20 protein-coding genes are annotated in these 19,171 nt (G+C 65.7%); 11 read left to right on the plus strand and 9 right to left on the minus strand.

The features are described from left to right. Together AC5JJ6_RS14125 and AC5JJ6_RS14130 are read right to left on the minus strand one after the other, a co-directional pair. Nucleotides 1-979: HlyD family secretion protein (locus AC5JJ6_RS14125; RefSeq protein WP_496042657.1), on the minus strand; the 979-nt coding region annotated here is incomplete at its 3' end. 115 nt (nt 980-1,094) lie between these two features. Then, a complete protein-coding gene (locus AC5JJ6_RS14130) occupies nt 1,095-1,892 on the minus strand; it encodes a 4'-phosphopantetheinyl transferase family protein (protein WP_496042658.1) in 798 nt (265 codons plus the stop codon). A 267-nt stretch (nt 1,893-2,159) separates the two neighbouring features. Between AC5JJ6_RS14130 and AC5JJ6_RS14135 the strand changes: the two genes are divergently transcribed. Both AC5JJ6_RS14135 and AC5JJ6_RS14140 read left to right on the plus strand, forming a co-directional pair. After that, on the plus strand, nt 2,160-2,423 hold the full coding sequence (locus AC5JJ6_RS14135; RefSeq protein ID WP_496042659.1) for a hypothetical protein: 264 nt from the start codon (nt 2,160-2,162) through the stop codon (nt 2,421-2,423). A 139-nt stretch (nt 2,424-2,562) separates the two neighbouring features. Next, nucleotides 2,563-4,584, plus strand: coding sequence for a sensor histidine kinase (locus AC5JJ6_RS14140; RefSeq protein WP_496042660.1), 2,022 nt, complete (start codon nt 2,563-2,565; stop codon nt 4,582-4,584). A 36-nt stretch (nt 4,585-4,620) separates the two neighbouring features. Here the strand turns inward: AC5JJ6_RS14140 and AC5JJ6_RS14145 are convergent, their stop codons facing one another. The 3 genes from AC5JJ6_RS14145 to AC5JJ6_RS14155 all read right to left on the minus strand — a co-directional run bounded on the left by AC5JJ6_RS14145 (nt 4,621) and on the right by AC5JJ6_RS14155 (nt 5,785). Beyond that, nucleotides 4,621-4,929 carry a DUF1127 domain-containing protein gene (locus tag AC5JJ6_RS14145; protein WP_496042661.1) on the minus strand — a complete coding sequence of 103 codons (309 nt, stop codon included), beginning with the start codon at nt 4,927-4,929 and terminating at the stop codon, nt 4,621-4,623. 118 nt (nt 4,930-5,047) lie between these two features. Next, on the minus strand, nt 5,048-5,440 hold the full coding sequence (locus tag AC5JJ6_RS14150; protein ID WP_496042662.1) for a GFA family protein: 393 nt from the start codon (nt 5,438-5,440) through the stop codon (nt 5,048-5,050). 96 nt (nt 5,441-5,536) lie between these two features. Further along, a complete protein-coding gene (locus AC5JJ6_RS14155; RefSeq protein WP_496042663.1) occupies nt 5,537-5,785 on the minus strand; it encodes a hypothetical protein in 249 nt (82 codons plus the stop codon). A gap of 76 nt (nt 5,786-5,861) precedes the next feature. On the opposite strand from AC5JJ6_RS14155, the gene AC5JJ6_RS14160 reads away from it, so the two are divergent. The 9 genes from AC5JJ6_RS14160 (at nt 5,862) to AC5JJ6_RS14200 (ending at nt 14,615) form a co-directional block, all read left to right on the plus strand. Continuing rightward, entirely contained in the window at nt 5,862-6,611 is a 750-nt protein-coding gene (locus AC5JJ6_RS14160) for a hypothetical protein (protein WP_496042664.1), read from the plus strand. Between the two features lies 1 nt (nt 6,612). After that, complete coding sequence (locus AC5JJ6_RS14165; RefSeq protein WP_496042665.1) at nt 6,613-7,395, plus strand: GntR family transcriptional regulator; 783 nt, start codon at nt 6,613-6,615, stop codon at nt 7,393-7,395. Between the two features lie 66 nt (nt 7,396-7,461). After that, on the plus strand, nt 7,462-8,607 hold the full coding sequence (locus AC5JJ6_RS14170; RefSeq protein ID WP_496042666.1) for a DUF3182 family protein: 1,146 nt from the start codon (nt 7,462-7,464) through the stop codon (nt 8,605-8,607). Continuing rightward, a complete protein-coding gene (locus AC5JJ6_RS14175) occupies nt 8,604-9,410 on the plus strand; it encodes an alpha/beta hydrolase family protein (RefSeq protein ID WP_496042667.1) in 807 nt (268 codons plus the stop codon). The genes AC5JJ6_RS14170 and AC5JJ6_RS14175 overlap by 4 nt, the downstream gene beginning before the upstream one ends. A gap of 277 nt (nt 9,411-9,687) precedes the next feature. Then, nucleotides 9,688-10,665, plus strand: coding sequence for a Bug family tripartite tricarboxylate transporter substrate binding protein (locus AC5JJ6_RS14180; protein ID WP_496042668.1), 978 nt, complete (start codon nt 9,688-9,690; stop codon nt 10,663-10,665). A gap of 78 nt (nt 10,666-10,743) precedes the next feature. Further along, nucleotides 10,744-11,724, plus strand: coding sequence for a tripartite tricarboxylate transporter substrate binding protein (locus AC5JJ6_RS14185; RefSeq protein WP_496042669.1), 981 nt, complete (start codon nt 10,744-10,746; stop codon nt 11,722-11,724). Between the two features lie 76 nt (nt 11,725-11,800). Then, nucleotides 11,801-12,298 (plus strand): tripartite tricarboxylate transporter TctB family protein, encoded by a 498-nt coding sequence (locus AC5JJ6_RS14190; protein WP_496042670.1) that lies wholly within the window; start codon nt 11,801-11,803, stop codon nt 12,296-12,298. 93 nt (nt 12,299-12,391) lie between these two features. Continuing rightward, a complete protein-coding gene (locus AC5JJ6_RS14195; RefSeq protein WP_496042671.1) occupies nt 12,392-13,903 on the plus strand; it encodes a tripartite tricarboxylate transporter permease in 1,512 nt (503 codons plus the stop codon). A gap of 67 nt (nt 13,904-13,970) precedes the next feature. Continuing rightward, entirely contained in the window at nt 13,971-14,615 is a 645-nt protein-coding gene (locus AC5JJ6_RS14200) for a TerC family protein (RefSeq protein WP_496042672.1), read from the plus strand. A gap of 502 nt (nt 14,616-15,117) precedes the next feature. Here the strand turns inward: AC5JJ6_RS14200 and AC5JJ6_RS14205 are convergent. The 4 genes from AC5JJ6_RS14205 to AC5JJ6_RS14220 form a co-directional block, all read right to left on the minus strand. Beyond that, a complete protein-coding gene (locus tag AC5JJ6_RS14205) occupies nt 15,118-15,945 on the minus strand; it encodes a phytanoyl-CoA dioxygenase family protein (RefSeq protein WP_496042673.1) in 828 nt (275 codons plus the stop codon). 120 nt (nt 15,946-16,065) lie between these two features. Beyond that, nucleotides 16,066-17,130, minus strand: coding sequence for a hypothetical protein (locus AC5JJ6_RS14210; protein WP_496042674.1), 1,065 nt, complete (start codon nt 17,128-17,130; stop codon nt 16,066-16,068). After that, nucleotides 17,130-18,098, minus strand: coding sequence for a glycosyltransferase family 2 protein (locus tag AC5JJ6_RS14215; RefSeq protein ID WP_496042675.1), 969 nt, complete (start codon nt 18,096-18,098; stop codon nt 17,130-17,132). The genes AC5JJ6_RS14210 and AC5JJ6_RS14215 overlap by 1 nt, the downstream gene beginning before the upstream one ends. Continuing rightward, a partial coding sequence (locus AC5JJ6_RS14220; RefSeq protein WP_496042676.1) for an O-antigen ligase family protein occupies nt 18,095-19,171 on the minus strand: 1,077 nt, incomplete at its 5' end. The genes AC5JJ6_RS14220 and AC5JJ6_RS14215, both read right to left, overlap by 4 nt.

The raw sequence follows: 19,171 nt of genomic DNA on the forward strand, positions 1-19,171 counted from the left end.
CCTCCAGGCTGCTGTAGATGGCCTTGTCGGACTCGTAGTGGACGCCGGGGACGAGCGTGCGGGACTCGGCCAAACGCCTGTTCAGGTCGAGTATCCTGTCGGAGATCAGCTTCTGGTCGCGCTCCCGCGACTGAGCGAGGTTGGCGATCTCGTTGTCCAGCCGCTCCTGGGAAAACGTCTCCCGCAGCCGCTGCCGCTCGCCCTTGGCGGTTTCCAGGGCTAGGCGGACGTTCTGGATTTCCGCGTCGGCATTGCCGACCGCGCGCTGAAGGTCGCTGACCCGCGCCTGCGCGCGCTGGAAATCAACCTGCGGGATGTCGCGGTTGGCGAAAAGCTCCTGCTTGACCGACAGGTCGTGGCGGGCGTTGCCGAGATCCTCGTCCAGGCCCATGCGGGTGCGCTGCGCGGTCTGCACCTGGATTTCGATCTGGCGGATGCGGTTGTCGATGGCGCCCTGCTCGGTCGCCCGCCGCTGCGACAGGTTGCGCCGGTCCAGTTCGAGCTGGTTGGAGCGGAACTCGTATTCCTTGAGGGACTCGCGCTCCTGTAGCTGCAAGTCGTCGATCTGGCGCTGGAACGCCTCCTGCTCCGGGGTGGAGGCCGCCCGTATCTTCTCCTGGATCGTCGCCAGCGGGTCGCCGGCCGACACGATCGAGTTCTCCGCCACCTCGACGCTCTCGACCAGCCCGCCGCTGACCGCCTGGATCGTCACCGCCTGCCGCTGGAGCGTCAGCGGGGCCATGACGATGATGTCCTTCGACGCGAAGAACGAATAGACCAGCATGGCGAGCGCCGAGATGAACATAAGGTACACCGGCCCGTGCAGGACGAAGCCGTGCGCCGAATACAGCAGCGTGCCCGCCGGGATCGGGTGCCGCTGCTTGCCGGAGCCCGCGGAATCGATCCTGACCGGCTCGCTCTTCCTGCCCGCCGGGGCCGCCGCATCCGTCTTTCTGGCAGCCGCCACCTTGCTTGCCATCGTCGTATCCGCACCGCTCCCTTGTGCCGTCGAACCCCGCCCATGGGGACGGGGCGACAATTTGGCCTAAATTGTCTCAAGGCCGCATCATTGGGGCAGTCTGCTGAAAGGATGATTAACGCGGGTCAGGCGGCACGATCCGCTGAACCTTGAGGTCGAAGCCGGGCGTGGCGGCGGCGGGGTTCCGCCGTGCCACTGCCAGCAAATGCCGGTCGGTCGGTCGGAACTGGGCGAAGGACCACCCCGCCGCCGTGCCGTCCATGTCCGGGGCCAGCACCAGCCGGGCGGAGGATTCGGCATCGCCGCCATCGTGCAGGAACCAGAACTTGTCCAGCGGGATCGACAGCCCCATGCCGCGCGCCTTGATATAGGCTTCCTTGAGCGTCCAGTAGGTGAAGAAGCGCGACGCCTGGGCGTCGGCGGGCAGGGAGGCGATGTCGGCGGCCTCCAGGGGAGCCATGAAGCGGTCGGCGATCTCCAGAAGGTCGCCGGCGCGGTCGATGGCTTCGACATCGACGCCGATCTCGCCGCCCCGCGTCACGGCGCAGGCCACCAGCCCGCGCGTATTGGACAGGTTGAAGCGCAGGTCCGAGATCCCGGCGTCGGCGGGTGCGTCGATTTCCGGCCGTCCCCATGCGTTGGCCCGAAAGCGCCAGTTGGCCGGGGACATGCCGGCGTAGCGGGACAGGACGGTGCGGCACAGGGCGCGGGTGATCAGGTATTCGTGCCGGGCTCGCTCGTTGAGGAAACGGTCGTGGCGGGCACGTTCGTCCGGCGACAGCAGCCCGATATAGGCATCGATGGCGGCGGGAGCCGCTATGTCGTCCGACAGCGTATACCAGAGATGGACGGCATCGGGGCCAAGCGGGGGGCCAAGGGGAAGGCCAAGGGAGGGACCAGGGGGCTGGGTCATGGCGGAATGATAGTCCGGCGCACGGCGTGCTGTAATGCGGCTTTTCCGCCCGCGCGCACAGGTTCACAGTCCAGATGAAATCGGTAGCGGAAACTGAAGTACAGAGCACGATTACGTCATAGGACCGCCTCACATAAACCATAATTTAAAGAATATATCATTTCTTTTGAAACAGAACAGGCGGGGGTCTTGCGTAGCCTTTTCCAGGGACGTATCAGGACGGGACGCTGCGCTAGATTCACATATTTGTTCCAGGGAGCCGACATGTTGACCGACACCGATTGGATCATGCACGCCAAGGCGACGCGCAGCATGGCGTCGCGAAGCCTGCGCCAGGGCGAGACCGAAGTTGCTCAAAGGCTGTTCCAGGCCGCGACGCAGATGGAGAACATCGCCCAGATGGCCGCGGCGAATCCGAACACCGGCAACGTCGTGAAACTGACGACGATGATGGAAATCGCCCGGCAGGACCTTGCCAAGGCGGACCATTCCCGCGCCGATGCTTCCCGCAAGCTCTCCAATGCGTCATAGGACCGCTGCGCGGCGCTAATCCTTTGGTCGAGTTCCAGCACGCCGGCCTACTCTGATAGGCAGTTTCATTTGCCTTCCGTCTCATATCTAACTATTGGTTGCGCGATGGTGATCGGCACCGGATAGCCATGGAGGCGGTGTGGTCCAGCGCGCATATCTCAGCTTCATCGCCGCACTGCTGCCGATCCTGACGTTCTCAGCCGTCATGGTCTTCGTGCTGAACGGCCTCCAGGAACACAACCTCGCCCGCAACATCCAGGACGGCGCGCGCGCCGCCGCCTCGGCGATGGACGTCGAGATCGCCCGCAACCTCAGCGCCCTGGAAGCCCTGGCGCTTGGGGCACGCCTTGACGAACCGGACGGCGTCGAGCGGCTCTTCGCCCATGCGCGGGACATGATGGCGGCGCATCCGGACTGGATCAACGTGGTCCTGAGCGATCAGGACCGTCCCGTGTTCAACCTGAGGCACGGCCTGAAGCACGGATTGTCGGTGGATCCGTCGTCGTTGCCGCCGCTGCTCGATCCGGCGGCGATGAGGGAAGTGATACGGGCGGGCCAGCCGGTGGTCAGCGGGGTGATGGTGGAGCCCGGCCGCTACCCGGAGCCGTTCGTGTCGTTCCGCGTGCCCGTCCGGTCGGGCGAACCGCGCCGTGTTTCCCACGTGCTGGCCGTCGGCATCCGTGCCTGGGCCTTCCATGATCCGCTGAAACTGGACGAGCTGCAATCCGGCTGGTCGCTGTGCCTGATCGACGGCGACCTGCGGATCATTACCCGCACGGTCGCGGCCGGACCCCTCGACCGGGACATCGGTCGGCAAGCCAACCCAACCCTGGCGAGGGGGCTGGAGCAGCCGCAGGAAGCGTTCCCGGTCCGGGGGCTGGAGGGTGCGGAGTACCTGACCAGCGTCAACCGGATCAAGCGCGCCGGCTGGTTCGTCACCGCATCGGTTCCCTTCGCCGTCGTCGGCCGCACCAACCGGCTCAACCTGGCGCTGGCGGCCGGAAGCGGTCTCCTGGCGCTGGCGATCGCGGCCGGCCTGGGGACCTCGCTGATCGCCAGCATCCTGAGGAGTCACGCCGCCGAGGCCCGGCTTGCCAGCCTGGAAGCCCAGCAAGTGGCCGAGCGCCGGCTGAACCGGATCGCCGCCGACATCCCGGGCGCCATTCTGCGCCGTGTGCTTCATCCCGACGGCAGGCTCAGCTTTCCCTATTTCAGCGAAGGGGGACGGTCGCTGCTGAACCTGGGCCGTGACGCCCGGTTCCGGCCCGGCGACATCGAGGAAGTGGCGGAGCGGCTGATCGCCCCGGAAGACCGGGAGCGCTGGATCGAGGCGATCCGCAGATCGGCCTGGACGCTGGAGCCGATATCGATGGAGTTCCGCGTCGTCAGCGCCGAGGGCGTGAAGACCTGGATCCGCAGCATCGCCCGGCCCCATCGCGAGCAGGACGGGACGGTGGTCTGGGATGCGGTGGCGCTGGACGTCAACGACCTCAAGCTGACGCAGGCGGAACTGGAACTGCGGCTGGCGGAGAAGGACACGCTCCTGCGGGAAGTCCACCATCGGGTAAAGAACAATCTGCAAGCGATCTGGGGAGTCATCCAGGTAGAACGCAGCCGGCTGTCGGACGCCCGGGCGCGCGACCGGCTGGAAGTCATCGGCCATCGCCTGAGCGTGCTGGGCGCCATACACCAGCAGCTTTACGCATCCGACAACCTCCAGCGGATCGACTGCGCCCGTAACCTGGAAGAACTGGGCCTGCGTCTGGCCGACCTGCACGGACGGAACGGCATCGACATCATGGTCGATGCCGACCCGATCCTGTGTGACCTGGATACCGCCCTGCCGATCGGCCTGATCGCCAACGAACTGATCAACAACTGCTACCGGCACGCTTTCCCGGCCTGCGCCTGCGGCGATGCCGGCGGAGGTGGAAACTGCGGCGGCGGCAGGATCGAGGTCTCGCTGCGGGACCTTGAGGACGGCATAGAACTGGAAGTGGCCGACGACGGGGCGGGCATGACGCAAGCGCACTCCGACGGCATCGGCACGATCATCGTGCAGGCGCTGGCAGGCCAGATCGACGGCACGGTTTCCACCGTGACCGGCGCCACCGGCACCACCGTCACCGTCCTGATCCCCAAGCTATCGGCGCAAACCTGACGGGTGCGCCGAACCTTGCGGAAGGACGCGGAAGCTTCAGGCGGCGCGCGGCATGTCGGGACCGCCGTCCGGGCGGCCGTTCGGCCGGCGCAGGGCGATGATCTTCGCCGGGGCACCCGCGCGGCTATCGTCGGCACGCCCGAAGCGCACGGCTTCGGCGATCTCGTACCGCTTGATCCCCATGTCGGCCAGCAACTCGTCCGGCAGACGGTTGAGGGTGCGTTCGGCGCGCGATACCGCATCCAGCTTGATCAGGCGCGCCAGCATGGAAGCCACGCCCGAGAACAGATGCCGCCGGGGCGCACGGGTCTTGGCATGTGCCGGGTTCAAAGTAACGAGGTTCATTTGGCAACTCCTTGGTCCGAGCGGCACTTTGACCTCGGCTGATTTCCAAAGAGTTGATGGTGAACGGCGCGCCTGAGACAAAGTTGTGGCATCGCCTCGGAACCGTTCGCGCGGCGGCCTAATCCTCGAAGCGACTCGTAGGATCACGGTCGCGGTCGTATCGCCTCCTGAGCGGAAACGGCGGCAACCAGGACTCGCGGCGGACGATCCAGCTCTCGTAGGTCGGCGTCAGTTGGCCGGGGGCATCCAGGGATCCCAGGTTCACTTCGATTTCGTCCCCGCTGCGGGCGAAGACGGACGAGCCGCAGCGTGGGCAGAAGAACCGCCCGGCATAATCCCGTGTTTCGCCGTCGATCGTCACCGCATCCTGAGGAAACACCGCGGCAGCGTAAAACAGGGCTCCATGGTGCTTGCGGCAATCCAGACAGTGACAAAGGCCGACCCGATACGGGCGTCCCGTCGCGATGATACGGACGTTGCCGCACAGGCAACCGCCGGTGAAGCGATCCATGCCGCGTCTCCTCCTGAAATCATGGGCCGGGCTTCTTAGAACGGTCTGCACCGTCGTTTCAACTGCCCGTCCGGGCAGGGACGCGGCTTTCGCAGCCTACATCGCCGCATCCACCCGATCCTGCGGACCCGGTACGAGGCCGATGGTGCGCTTATCGACGGCGTTGCGGCGCTTCAGAATGGGGGTTGCGCCAATCAGGTCGCGTGTCGAGCATTGACGCGACAGGACAATCCCAAGCGCCACCAGTAGAAAATGCCATGGCGACGCGTTATCGCGGTGGGCGAGTTCCCGAACGCGCTCGTACAGGGCGCCGCTCGCACAAATCCGCATCAAATCATTAACCAATATTTGGCATGCTCCGAGGACAAACAGGGCTTAGCCTCGCCAATGGGCATGGCCGGGCCGATCCAGGAAAATCCGCATGGCCAATTCGCAGCAGACCGAAGAAAAGCGCGAGTCCCTTTGGACGCTCGCCGCCGCCCTGGGCTTCATGCTCGGTGTCCTTGGCGTCGCCATGGCCCTGGACCACTCCGGCATCCGCCTCGGCAAGCCGGAACGCGGTTCGACGGTTCACGATCCGTCGTTCCAGACGGCCCTGACGAACTTCGATTATGAAATGACCAGACCGCGGTCCGAGTTGTTCGGCAGTTTCTCCGACGGCGATGTCCGCATCCGGAACTGCCTCGGCTTCCTGACCGCCACGATGCGTCCCGACCGCCGCCGTCACTTCTCCGAGCTTGCGGGAGGGGAGGATTATTCGGACTGCCTGCCTCTCCGGACCGCGAAGCTCAGCCCCGAGCCGGAATACCATCTGGCTCCGGCCTCCGGCCTTGGCCGGGTGCTGGCCGAACGGCTGGACCCGTCAGCCCTCAAGGGAGTGCTGCCGGCCTGGATGGCACAGTCCCGCCGACTGGTGGACGCGAAGATCCAGGAAACGACCGTTTCGGCGCATTCCGTGACGCTGAGCCACGGCGGACAGCGTATCGCCCTGGATATCCTGGCCTCCGCCGACGTCGCCGGCAGGAACCTGGAAGACCTGCTCGTCCGGGTCACCGGCACCGGGACACCTCGCTACGTCGTCCTGACCCAGGGTGCCGACGGCGCGCTGCGGCCGATCGCCGAGCAGACCCTGATGGCGATGACCAATCCGACATCCATGCCGACCGACTGACTTGGAACCGGCCGACCAGATCGACGACGCGGTCGTCCGGCGGAGAAGACGCGGCAATCGCTCCGTTCCGACCGCAGCCCGGATGCGGTTCGAAGCGATCCATGCGGAGATCAGGGAACGCATCTGCCTGCTGCGCTACCCGCCCGGCCACAGGCTCGTCGAATCCGAACTCGCGCGCGAATTCGGCATGAGCCGGACGCCGATGCGGCGCGTCCTTCAGCGGCTGGAATACGAAGGACTGGTCGAGAGCCGTCACGGCGTCGGCACCATCGTCACCCTGATCGACCGGCAGGCTTTGCTGGAGATCGATACCCTGCGCATGAAGCTGGCCGAAATCAGCGGTGAAATGACCCTGCTGCCGTGCGACGGCGATGCGATCGGCCGGATGAGGCAGCTGGCGGAGCGCTGCCGCTCGCTCGGCGAGCGGACCGGCACGAATGCGCGGATCGACACGGAAAAATTCGACATCGAGAAGTTCGACATTGAGAAGTTCGATATAGAGCAGTTCGGGCTGCTCAGCATCGCGGTCCAGAAGGAGGTTTCCCGCTCGATCGGCAATGTGCCCCTGCGGGATATCAGCGACCGCCTGTTCTTCCAGACATCCCGGATGTGGCTGCAACTGCTGTCCCGGAAGAACTGGGCGGAAGAGGTGGAAGCCTTCGGGGGCGAGATCGGCGACCTGATCGAGGCGCTGGAACTGAACGACCTCAACAGCCTCCACTTCGTCCGCCGCAACCACATCTCGATGAGCCGGCTGCGGATGCAGGGCTATTTCGCGAAATAGGGGGAACGATGCGTCCCGGCCGTGGTTGCGGTCACTGTAAGTCCCGCAATCCCGAAGGTGGCGGACGTGGATTTCCCGACACGGAACCCGAAGTCCGGCGGCGTCGCAGTCGAATATTGCCATGCTTCCCGTGGCGATAGCGGCGGCCACGAAGCGTTCACGCACAGCGCGATCTCCCGCAAGCTCGGAATGCTCAGGGGATACACCTTCTCCGGGCAGTACGATGCCGGCGCCGACTACGCCGGTCCCCTCTACTTCATTCCCGACGACACGATCGCCGGCCTGGACCATGCCCGGTCGCTCGGCATCTGCAGCGAGCACGACCTGTTCGGCGGCGTGGTGCCCTGGCCTTTCGTGGCGACCAAGGCGATCTCGCATTCGCTGGTCCATCCCGGCGCAAGCGCTCCCCAGGGCTGGTCGGCCCAGTTCGGCGATATGGTCAGGGACGCCGTTCTGCCGGGATACACCGTCTTCACCGCCGAGGATGCGCTGCAAGCCTGTTCCCGGCTGCTCGAGCGCGGTCCGGCGCGTCTGAAGGCGGTCCGCGCCAGGGGAGGGCACGGCCAGACGGTGATATCCGGCATGGCGGAACTGGAAGCGGCGCTGGCCGATATCGAGCCGGCGGAACTGGCCGCCCACGGTCTGGTCGTGGAGGAGAACCTGAGGGACGTGACGACCCACAGCGTCGGGCAGGTCCGGGTCGGCGATCTCGTCGCGACCTACTACGGGACACAGCGCCTCACCCGCGACAACGACGGCAAGCAGGTATACGGCGGCACCGACCTGGTTGCGGTGCCCGGCGGGTTCGACCGGCTGCTGACGCTCGGCCTGCCGCGGGCGGTCCATGACGCCGTCGTGCAGGCCTGCCATTTCGACGCGGCGGCGGAAGCCTGCTTTCCCGGCATCATCCTGTCGCGGCGGAACTACGACGTGGCGCAGGGCACCGGACCGGACGGTCTGCGCAGGTCCGGCGTGCTGGAACAGTCCTGGCGTCTCGGCGGCGCCACTGGTGCGGAAGTCGCCGCCCTGGAGATCTTCCGGACGGAACCCGGCGTGAAGGCGGTCCACGCGGCCTGCTTCGAGGCCTATGGGGAGGACTGCGAACCGCCTGCGGACGCCACCGTGTACTTCCAGGGGCATGATCCCAAGGCCGGTCCCCTGACCAAATACACCGTGGCGAGGATCGACAGGAATGGCCGGGAGGGTCCATGACGACGCGTGAGGAACAGGTCCGCATCCAAGTCGACGAAGACACCATTTCCGGCACCTTCGTCACGCCCGCTTCCGCCATGCCGGGCGTCCTGTTCGTCCATGGCTGGGGCGGCACCCAGGAGCAATACCTGAACCGGGCGCGGGAGATCGCGGCGCTCGGCTGCGTCTGCCTGACCATCGACCTGCGCGGCCATGGACTGACTGGGGAACAGTATGAAACGGTCACCCGCGAGGATAACCTGCGCGACATGCTCGCCGCCTACGACAGGCTGGTGAGCCGTCCGTCCGTCGACAGATCGGCCATCGCGGTGGTCGGCAGCAGCTATGGCGGCTATCTGGCAACGATCCTGAGCGGCCTGCGGCCGGTGCGATGGCTGGCCTTGCGGGCACCGGCGCTGTACCGGGACGAGGACTGGCACCTGCCGAAATGGCAGCTCAACAAGAAGGAGCTGGCTGCCTACCGCCAGACGCGCGTGACGCCCGGGCACAACAGGGCGCTGGCCGCGTGCGACGCGTTCAGGGGCGACGCCCTGGTGGTCGAGTGCGAGCACGACAGCATCGTGCCGCATCCGGTGATCGCCAACTACCGCGCCGCCTTCGACAATGCCCATTCCCTGACCTACCGCGTCATCCAGGGAGCCGACCACGCGCTGTCGGAAGAGCAGTGGCAGCAGTCCTATACTTCCCTGCTGGTAAAATGGGCGACGGAGATGGTGATCGGAGCACGGGAGGGCGGAAATGCTTCCGGCGTCCAGACCCAGTCCGCTCCTTCGCCGCAGCGTCGGCCACCCGATCCGGCCTAGGACGAGCGCCATAAGAAATCTCGATCCCTGTCGGCTTTGACAGGATGGTGACAGGTTTCGCTGGTAAGGTCCCTGTCAAGCAAGGGACCGCCCAAGGGCCGGTCCGACAATGAACGAGCCGGAGGAACCACCGATGAGCGCCTTTCAAAAGCCTCTCTGACCTATTCTCCGGCATTCGGGACACCACGGCCATGACAGGGTCGCGTCAGGCGGCAAGCTTGTCCGCGCGGCGGGCCGAACATCCATAACCAACAAACTTTTACAGGGATCGAACGTCATGCTGCTGAACAAGCTGGGCTCCTTCCGCTACATGCTCGCCGCCGTTGCGCTGGCCACGGGCACGATGACAGCGCTTCCGGCTCCCGCCCAGGTCAAGGGCCTGGAACTGATCGCCCCGGCCAGCCCCGGCGGCGGCTGGGACCAGCACGCCCGCGCCGTGCAGCAGGTCCTTCAGAAGCTCGATCTCGCCAGCGGCGTCCAGGTCGCCAACATTCCGGGCGCCGGCGGCACCATCGGCCTCGCCCAGTTCGTCTCCGCCAAGAAGCGCGCCCCGTCGATGCTGGTCGGCGGCCAGATCATGGTCGGCGCCATCGTCACCAACAAGTCGCCCGTGACGCTGGATCAGGTGACCCCGCTGGCCCGCCTGACCGGCGAGTACACCGCCATCGTCGTCCCGACCGACAGCCCGCTGACCTCGTTCGAACAGCTCGTCGAGAAGTTCAAGTCCGATCCCGGTTCGGTGTCGTGGGGCGGCGGTTCGGCCGGCGGCAGCGACCAGATCCTCGCAGGGCTGATCGCCAAGCAGCTCAAGATCGAGCCTTCCAAGATCAACTACGTCGCGACGGCCGGCGGCGGCGAGCTGATGTCGTCGATCCTCGGCGGCCATATCACGCTGGCGATGGGCGGCTACAACGAGTTCGCGCCGCAGATCCAGACCGGCAAGCTGCGTGCCCTTGCCGTCTCCGCGCCGGAACGCCTGGCCGGTGTCGAGACCCCGACGCTGAAGGAACAGGGCGTCGATCTGGAATTCGTCAACTGGCGCGGGATCTTCGCCCAGAGCGGCATCAAGGCTTCCGAGAAGAAGCAGCTCGACGAGATGATCGGCAAGATGGTGAAGAGCGCCGAGTGGCAGGAAATCCTGACCCAGCGCGGCTGGATCGACCAGTACCAGCCGGCCGACCAGTTCGCCGGTTTCCTGAAGGAAGAACGTGCCCAGATCGAAACCACGCTGACGGAACTCGGTCTCGTGAAGTAAGCTGGATATCGAGGTATACAGAAGAACAAGATGGGGGCCGCTTTCAGAGCGGCTCCCCCTCAGGGAGGAAGACAATCCATGTGGGCAAAGTCCCTCGAAATGCCCCGCCGCTTTGCCGCGGCGGCGGCTTTGACCGCATTCGCCATGACGGCCTCGCCGGCCCTGGCACAGCTGAAGAGCGTCGAGATCATGGCGCCTGCCAATCCCGGCGGCGGCTATGACCAGCACGCGCGGGCCATGCAGCAGGTCATGCAGGAACTCAATCTGGCAACCGGCGTCCAGGTGGTGAACGTCCCCGGCGCGGGAGGAACCATCGGGCTCAGCCAGTTCGTGACGGGCAAGAAGCGCGGCAACGGCCTGATGATCACCGGCCTCGGCATGATCGGCGCCACCCTGATCAACAAGTCGCCGGTCAGCCTGGAGCAGGTGACGCCGCTGGCCCGCCTGACCGGCGAGTATCAGCCGATCATCGTCTCGGCGGAATCGCCGATCAAGACGATGGACGACCTTGTCGCCAAGTTCAAGGCGGACCCTGGATCGGTGTCGTGGGGCGGTTTCGCCGTCGGCAGCCCGGACCACATCCTCTATGCCCTGATCGTCAAGGCGGTCGGCGGGGACGTCAGCAAGATGAACTACATCGCCAGCGGCGCCGGCGGGGAAATGCTGGCCGCCGTGATGGGCGGGCACATCACCGTCGTCACCGGCGGCTACAACGAGTTCGCGGCCCAGCTCAAGGAAGGCAAGCTGCGGGCGCTCGCCATCTCATCGCCGGAGCGCCTGCCGGGGATCGAGGTCCCGACGCTGAAGGAACAGGGCGTCGATGTCGAGCTGGTCAACTGGCGCGCCGTCGTGGCGTCGGGCGACATCAAGCAGGCCGACCTGAAGGCGCTGGACGGGGCCATGGGCAAGATGGTCGCCAGCCCGCAATGGAAGGCCATCGCCGCCGAGCGCGGCTGGGTCGACAGCTACCTGCCCGCCAAGGACTTCGCCGGCTTCCTCCAGGACGAGCAGACGCGCATCAAGTCGGTGCTCGACGAGCTGGGCCTGCTGAAGAAATAGCGCGCCCCGTCCTGAGAATTGCCCCCTGAAGACCGTCCCTGAAGAGACCGCCCCCTGAAGACCGGGAGAACGACAGATGACAACCGGACGCAGCCTTAAGATCGGCGAAGCGGGACTGGGCGCCGCCGTGCTTGCCTTGGGAGCCTTCATCGCCTTCGAGACCTCGCAAGCCCCAGGTGCGGCCAATGCCGTAGTCGGGCCGGCCCTGTTCCCCTACCTGATCTCCGCCGGCCTGATCCTGGTCGGCCTGGCATTGCTGCGCGAAGCGGTCACCGGCCATATCGCCCATGCGCAGGGGCTGGAGCTGGACGGCACCGCCGTCGTGCTGGTGGCGGCCGGGCTGATAATTCAGATGCTTCTGCTGGAAACGCTGGGCTGGATACCGGCCAGCACCATCCTGTTCATGGTGGTGGCACGCGCCTTCGGCAGCCGGAGGATCGTCAAGGACGCAATCCTCGGACTGGCGCTGACCGCGGCGTCCTTCGGTCTCTTCAACTATGGCCTCGACCTCAACCTGCCGGTCGGCTCCGTCTTCGAGGAGTTGATGGCCGAGCCTGACGAAGCGGCCGAATAACGATCGCGGCACTCGGAATCGCGTCGCCAAGAAACGCGTCGTCCAGAAACGCGCCAGATATCTCAGCCGGCCAGCCGGAAAGGTACCAGATACATGGAAACTCTAGTCGCTCTCTCCAGTGGCTTCGCCGTCGCGATGACACCCTACAACCTGATGTGGTCGGCGCTCGGCGTGACCATCGGGACGGCCATCGGCGTGCTGCCCGGCATCGGTCCGGCGCTGACCCTGGCGCTGCTGCTGCCGGTGACCTACGGGCTGGAGCCGGTCTCGGCCTTCATCATGTTCGCCGGCATCTATTACGGGGCGATGTACGGCGGTTCGACCACGGCGATCCTGCTGAACACGCCGGGCGAGTCCGGCAGCATCGTCACCGCCATCGACGGTCACGCCATGGCACGGCAGGGCAGGGGCGCGCAGGCGCTCGCCACCGCCGCCATCGGCTCCTTCATCGCGGGCACCATCGCGACGCTGGCCCTGACCTTCGTCGCTCCGCTGATGGTCAAGCTGGCGCTGCTGTTCGGCCCGGCCGAGTATTTCGCGCTGATGGTGCTGGCGCTGACCACGGTGACGGCCGTGCTGGGCGCCTCGCTGTCGCGCGGCCTTGCCAGCCTGTTCTTCGGACTGGCGCTGGGCTTGGTCGGCATCGATCTTCAGACGGGTCAGGCACGCCTGACCTTCGGCATTCTCGAGTTGCTGGACGGCATCGACACCGTCATCGTCGCGGTAGGGCTGTTCGCGATCGGCGAGACGCTTTACAACGCCGCCCGCTACCGCTTCGAACGGGAAGAGATCTATGCCCTCAAGGGTTCGAAGTGGATGGGCAAGGAGGACTGGAAGCGGTCCTGGAAGCCGTGGCTGCGCGGCACGGCGCTGGGCTTCCCGATCGGCGCCTTGCCGGCCGGCGGCAGCGAGATCCCGACCTTCCTGTCGTATCTGGTCGAAAAGCGGCTGAGCAAGCATCCGGAAGAATTCGGCAACGGCGCCATCGAGGCCGTCGCCGGTCCCGAAGCCGCCAACAACGCGTCTGCCGCCGGCACGCTGGCCCCGCTGCTTTCGCTGGGCCTGCCTACCTCCGCGACCGCCGCGATCATGCTGGCTGCCTTCCAGCAATACGGCCTGCAACCCGGCCCGCTGCTGTTCGACAACAACCCCGATCTCGTCTGGGGCATGATCGCCAGCCTCTATATCGGCAATGCCCTGCTGCTGCTGCTCAACCTGCCGCTGGTCGGACTTTGGGTGAAGCTGCTGGTCATCCCGCGCCCCTGGCTCTATGCGGGTATCCTGGTGTTCGCGACACTCGGCGCCTATACGCTCAACAACAACGTCGTGGATCTGATCATCCTCTGGATCATCGGGTTGATCGGCTTCGGCATGCGCGTGCTCGACGTACCCGTGGCGCCCTGCGTGGTCGGGCTGATCCTGGGTCCGCTGGCCGAACAGCAGTTCCGCCGGGCTCTGGCGATCAGCCAGGGCGACCCGACGGTGTTCTTCACTCATCCGCTTTCCCTGGGTCTGCTCATAACGGCCGCATTGCTTGTATTGGTGCCGGTGGTATTAAAGGCCCGGCAAAATCGTCGGCAACAAGACGCTCAAGCGCAAATCTGAACTATCGGCGGCGCATGTCATTGATGAACATGCGTCGCGATCCAGGATACGGGGACACAAGGGGACAATGGAAAACTTCGATTTATGGCCACAACTGATAGCACTGGGTCAGGTCATCGCGATCGACCTGGTGCTGGCGGGGGACAACGCCATCGTGGTCGGCATGGCCGCCGCCGGGGTTCCGGTGGAACAGCGCCGCAGGGTGATTTTCTGGGGTATCGGCGCTGCCATCGTGCTGCGCATCTTCTTCGCGCTGATCACGACCCAGCTGCTCGCCATCATCGGCCTGACACTGGCCGGCGGCGTGCTGCTGCTGTGGGTCTGCTGGAAGATGTACCGCGAACTGCGGTCCCACGGCCAGGACGAGGTTGCGCCGGACGAGGCGATCGCCCAGGCTCAGGCAAATCCGGGGCAGACCAAGACCTTCGGCGCCGCGGTCTGGCAGATCCTGGTCGCCGACGTGTCGATGTCGCTCGACAACGTGCTGGCGGTGGCTGGCGCCGCCAAGGACCATCCGAACATCCTGATCATCGGCCTGCTGCTGTCGGTCGTGCTGATGGGCGTCGCCGCCAACATGGTCGCCCACCTGCTGCATAAGCATCGCTGGATCGGCTGGGTCGGCCTTCTGATCATCACCTACGTGGCGCTCGACATGATCTGGCGCGGCGGTGAGGAAGTCCTCAAGCACACCGCGATGCTCGGGGTGTTCTGAGCGGGGATCGTCTTTTCCGCTACGTCGAAAGGGCCGCAGCCGGAACGCTGCGGTCCTTTTCTCATTTCCGGGCCAGGAACGGCACAGAAGCGGCTTTCAGCCGCTTTCACCCCCTCCTCCCCTTTTTCCGTCCGCTTTTTTTCGTCATACCCGGACTTGATCCGGGTATCTCCTTTCGGGAGCTGAGCGGGTGACATCCGGACTTCAGGTTGAAGTCCTCACGTCCGTCTCCGCCAGGAGGTGCCCGGATCAAGTCCGGGCATGACGGAAAGGGGGAAGAAAAATCGCGAGCTTTCGTCGCGCATTGAAAGAAAACTAACAAGTTTTCGTCATGCCAAGACTTGATCTTGGCATCTCCTGGGATCGACTTAGCAGTTGTCGTCAAACTTTTCGTTGAAGCTTTATTGAACGCCGACGCAGGGAGATACCAAGATCAAGCTTGGTATGACGGTTATAGGGTGGGGTAAACAGCAGGGGCGCGAGGAGGCGCGAGGTGCCCCCGTCACGTATACCGCACCAGCAGCACCAGACGCGGGCTGGAGATCGGCTGCATGGCGCGGTGGAAGGTGTTGGGGTCCTCGGCGAAGCCGTCGCCCGGTTCGCCGGTCGCGATGACGACCTGCCCCGGACCGTAATAGCTGATCAGTTCTGATTCGCTGATCGTCGTGCTGGGCCGGAACAGCATCGAGATCTTCTTCTTGCGGTGCGATTTGAGGATCGTCGCATGGGCGCCGTCCAGGTCGCTGTCGCCCTTCAGGATATAGAAGAACAGCGACATCGAGTTCTTGCCGATCACGTCGTAGTGCCAGCGGCTCGCCAGATCGACATTGCAGTGTTCCGTCAGGGACAGCTGGGTCGGGAACGACCAGCGCAGCGAAACGTCGATGTTGCGCGGGTTGTAGCCGAGCACCCGCTTGGCCAGCAGGAGCATCTTGGGATCGCGGATGACCTTGGCCGCTTCCGGGCAGCCGTCGATGCCGGCCGATTCGGCGACCGCGACCGGCTCGCCGGTCGGCAGCCTGCCGCCCATGACCGCTTCCAGCGGCAGCGGCTCCTTGGCGCCCCAGGGCTTGACCGGCGCGCTGGTGCCGAACTGGGCCATGCCGAGGCGCAGGGGTTCCGGCAGTCTCAGTCCCAGCGCAAGCCCGTCCGTCCTGATCTGGTAAGCCATCTTTTCGACATCCAGGCCGCCGAACACGGAAGATGCCTGTCCCTTGGGGTCAAGGTGGTCCTGATCGTTCGACGCGATCTGATGAAGCGTCGCTACCAGCCCGTGAAGCCGCCTGACGGAGCTGAAGCGACCCAGCGTCCGCTGGAGGCGCTTTTCCATGATGACGGAGTTCAATCTCAAAGGTCTCACTGTCTACACCAGAGTATTGCGGTTTCAGATGAAAGTACGGGAACTGATTGGCACCGATAAGTGACGCTAACGCGCTACACCGATAAATTTTTAGATAAATACGATGTTGCGACCTATATGGCTCGCGGCCGTGACTCCATGGTCCCGCCGCATCTTCCGGTAAGCATCGACGACGATGCCGGACGGTCCGTCGCCCGCCATGTCGCGCAAGGCATCGCCGGCCGCCTTTTCCGCTTCCCGGACCGCTTCCGCCGGCACGTCCACCAGCAAGCCAGCCTGGGCCAGGGCGTCCGTCCATAACGCTTCTTCCTGTGCCGCTTCCAGGGTGAAGACGCCGGCTTCCTCGGCACAGGCTTCGCCGACCGCCGCCGCTTGTGCCGCCGGCAGATCGGCCATGACCTCGGCCTTTATCAGCAGCTCGGTCGCCAGACCGGGCGTGAAGCCGCCGAACCGGGCATAGCCGAGACCGGCATTGGCCAGTCGCCGTACCGGCCCCGCCAGCAGCGGCGGCACCTCCGCCGCGACGGCTCTGCCGCTGGTCAGGGCATGGAATCCAAGGTCGGGTTCGGCAGTCGCGACGTCGAACCCGACATTCTCCCACAACGGCGCCGATCCGGGAGCGCAGGCCATCTTCCCCGAGGAGGACCAGACGCCGTCGCATACCAGAACGCCGCCGGCTCCGATGTCGCCGGTGAACCACGCCGCCAAGCCGGCCCTGCGGGCCAGTTCGTCGCGCAGGTTGATGCCCGGCGACGTGTTCCGCCATACCCGCAGTTCGCGTGCCGTCATCCCGAACATCTGCATGCCGAACAGCGACCATACCGGCGGCGCGTCCGGCCACATGTGGGCCGACGCGTGCCATCCGTCGAGCGGCGCCGTGTGGATGTCGTCGAGCGACGGCAGCGCCATCGCACTGGTGTCCGTCAGCTCGACGCTCAGCGCGCCCCCCGTCCGCCACCGGATCCTTTGCGCCAGCCGCCGGCTCGACAGGCCGAGCAGGTTGCCGTGCAGCGGCCAGGCCGTGCCGATGCGCAGGCGCCTTTGCGGTTCCAGCTGCGACGCGTAGGACACGACGGGCCCGAAGCAGGCGAGACCGCCGCCGAACCTGAGGAAGGCCCGGCGGCTCATCCCCGTCGAACGGCTATCCTGGGACATCAGGAACCGACCGCGACCGGCTGGCCGCCGACGCTTCGCCGGCTCCGCCAGCTCAGGTATCCCTCGATCCTGCCGCGCAGGGTGGCGCGCCAGCGGTCCGCCGCCAAGCCCGGATTGGTGCGCGCTTCCAGCGCCAGTCCGACGAGGCCGGGTGCCGCCCGCGTCCCGCAGGCCAGCGACCACGCCATCATCGCCACGCGGCGCGGCGCCGTCAGGTGCCGGAGCAGCAGGACCGTCTCGTTGTGGACGGCATCGCTGACGGCCCGCGCGTTGAAGCTGTTGCGCTTGTCGTAGTCCTGCCGGGGAGCGGGGAAGTGATCGACCAGGATGGCCGGATCGTAGACCAGCGACCAGCCGCGCGCGATCAGGTCGAGCCCGATGCCGAGTTCGAAATGGACCTGCGCGCCCGCCCCCTTCAGGCCGCGGCCGAAACCGACCTGGCGCAGCAGAGCCGTGCGGTAGGCGCAGTTGACGCCTTTCAGGACATGGACCTTGCGTGGACCGCCGCACCCCAGATGATGGTTGCCGACGACGCGGCCCCACCACTGGACGATGCCGACGCGCTCGTGCAGTTCGCCCGGACCGCCCAGCTCGCCGGGGATCAGGTCGCGCCCGCCGACGCCTGCGGTCTTCAGGGAGCCGGCAAAAGCCGCCTCGATCCGCTCCAGCCAGTCGGCGTGGGGTATGGCGTCGTCGTCGGTGATCGCCACCACCTCGCCGGTGACGCGGTCCAGGCCGGAAGACATGGCATGGATCACGCCGGGCCGGTCGACCAGCACGATGTCGGGCGCTTTGCCGGGAGAGAACAGCGGGGCGAAGCGCTTGACGGTATCGATGGTTTCGGCATCGGTCCGCCGCGCCACGACGACGACCTGATCGGCCGCCCTCTTCTGGCGCGCCAGCCCGGCGAGGCAGCGGGCAAGGTCCTGCGGCCGCTTATAGGAAGGAACCAGGACGCTCATTCTCATCGGGAAGGTACCCCCCTGGCGGAACCGGAGACTTGTTCGGCCTGATCGGCCCTGGCGGCCCAGTGGCGCTCGGCGGCGATGGCGAAGCCGATGAAGCTCCAGAACATCGTTCCGATGAAGCCGGTCAGCGTGTTGGTGAAGATCATCTGGACCAGGACGGACAGCGCCACGGCATTGGCGACCGTCGCGAAACCGTCGTGCTTGCTCCACTTCCTCTGGAAGGCCGACCGCACCAGCAGGGCTACGCCGGAGATGTAGAGAATGCCGCCGAGCCAGCCGAGGACGAAGGGAACCTCCAGCAACCCGCTGTCGACGACGCCGTGTTCGCCCATCTGCCCGTTGTTGGCGAACTTGGTGGCGACGCCGGTGGCCCCGATCCCCATGCCGAAGGGGTTGGACAGCGCGTCCACGATGAAGGTCTGGAAGAAGTGGACGCGGTCCTTATAGCTCTGGTCCTCCTTGGCCTCGGAGCCGACCATGGTTTCGAGCCGGGTGGTGACCGTGGTGGAAACCTGCTCGATCGACAGCAGCGGCAATGCCGACACGATGGTCAGCACGACGGCGGCGACCAGTTTGGCGCGCTTCGACATGTCCATCTTGGCGAGCAGCAGGAACAGGCCGGCGGCGAATCCGACCCAGGCGGCTCGCACCAGCGACAGCAGCAGCGCCACGACAGCCGGCATCCCCGCCAGCCACGGCAGGCGGCCGGCTGCTCCGAGCGCCACCAGCAGCGATGCCGCCAGCATGTCGGCATAGGGGCCGGGCGAGTTGAGCGTGCCGAAGATGCGGACCTCAAAGGGAGCCGGCTTGCCGATGCTGTCCATCTGGACGACGCGCATCCAGAACGCGTCCCACGGGGCCAGGAAGAAGAACTGGTAGATGCCGTAGCTGCCGACCACGGCGGCGCCCAGCAGGAACACCCGCTCGGTCGAGATCTTCAGCTTCTCGTAGCTTCTCCAGCTGAAGGCGACATGGATGCCCATGATGACCGGCAGGAACCAGTTCAGCGCGTCGAAGGTCGCCGGACTGAAACCGGCGTTCATGATGCCGATCGGGTAGGCCAGCCCCAGGCC

Source organism: Skermanella sp. (assembly GCF_059503625.1).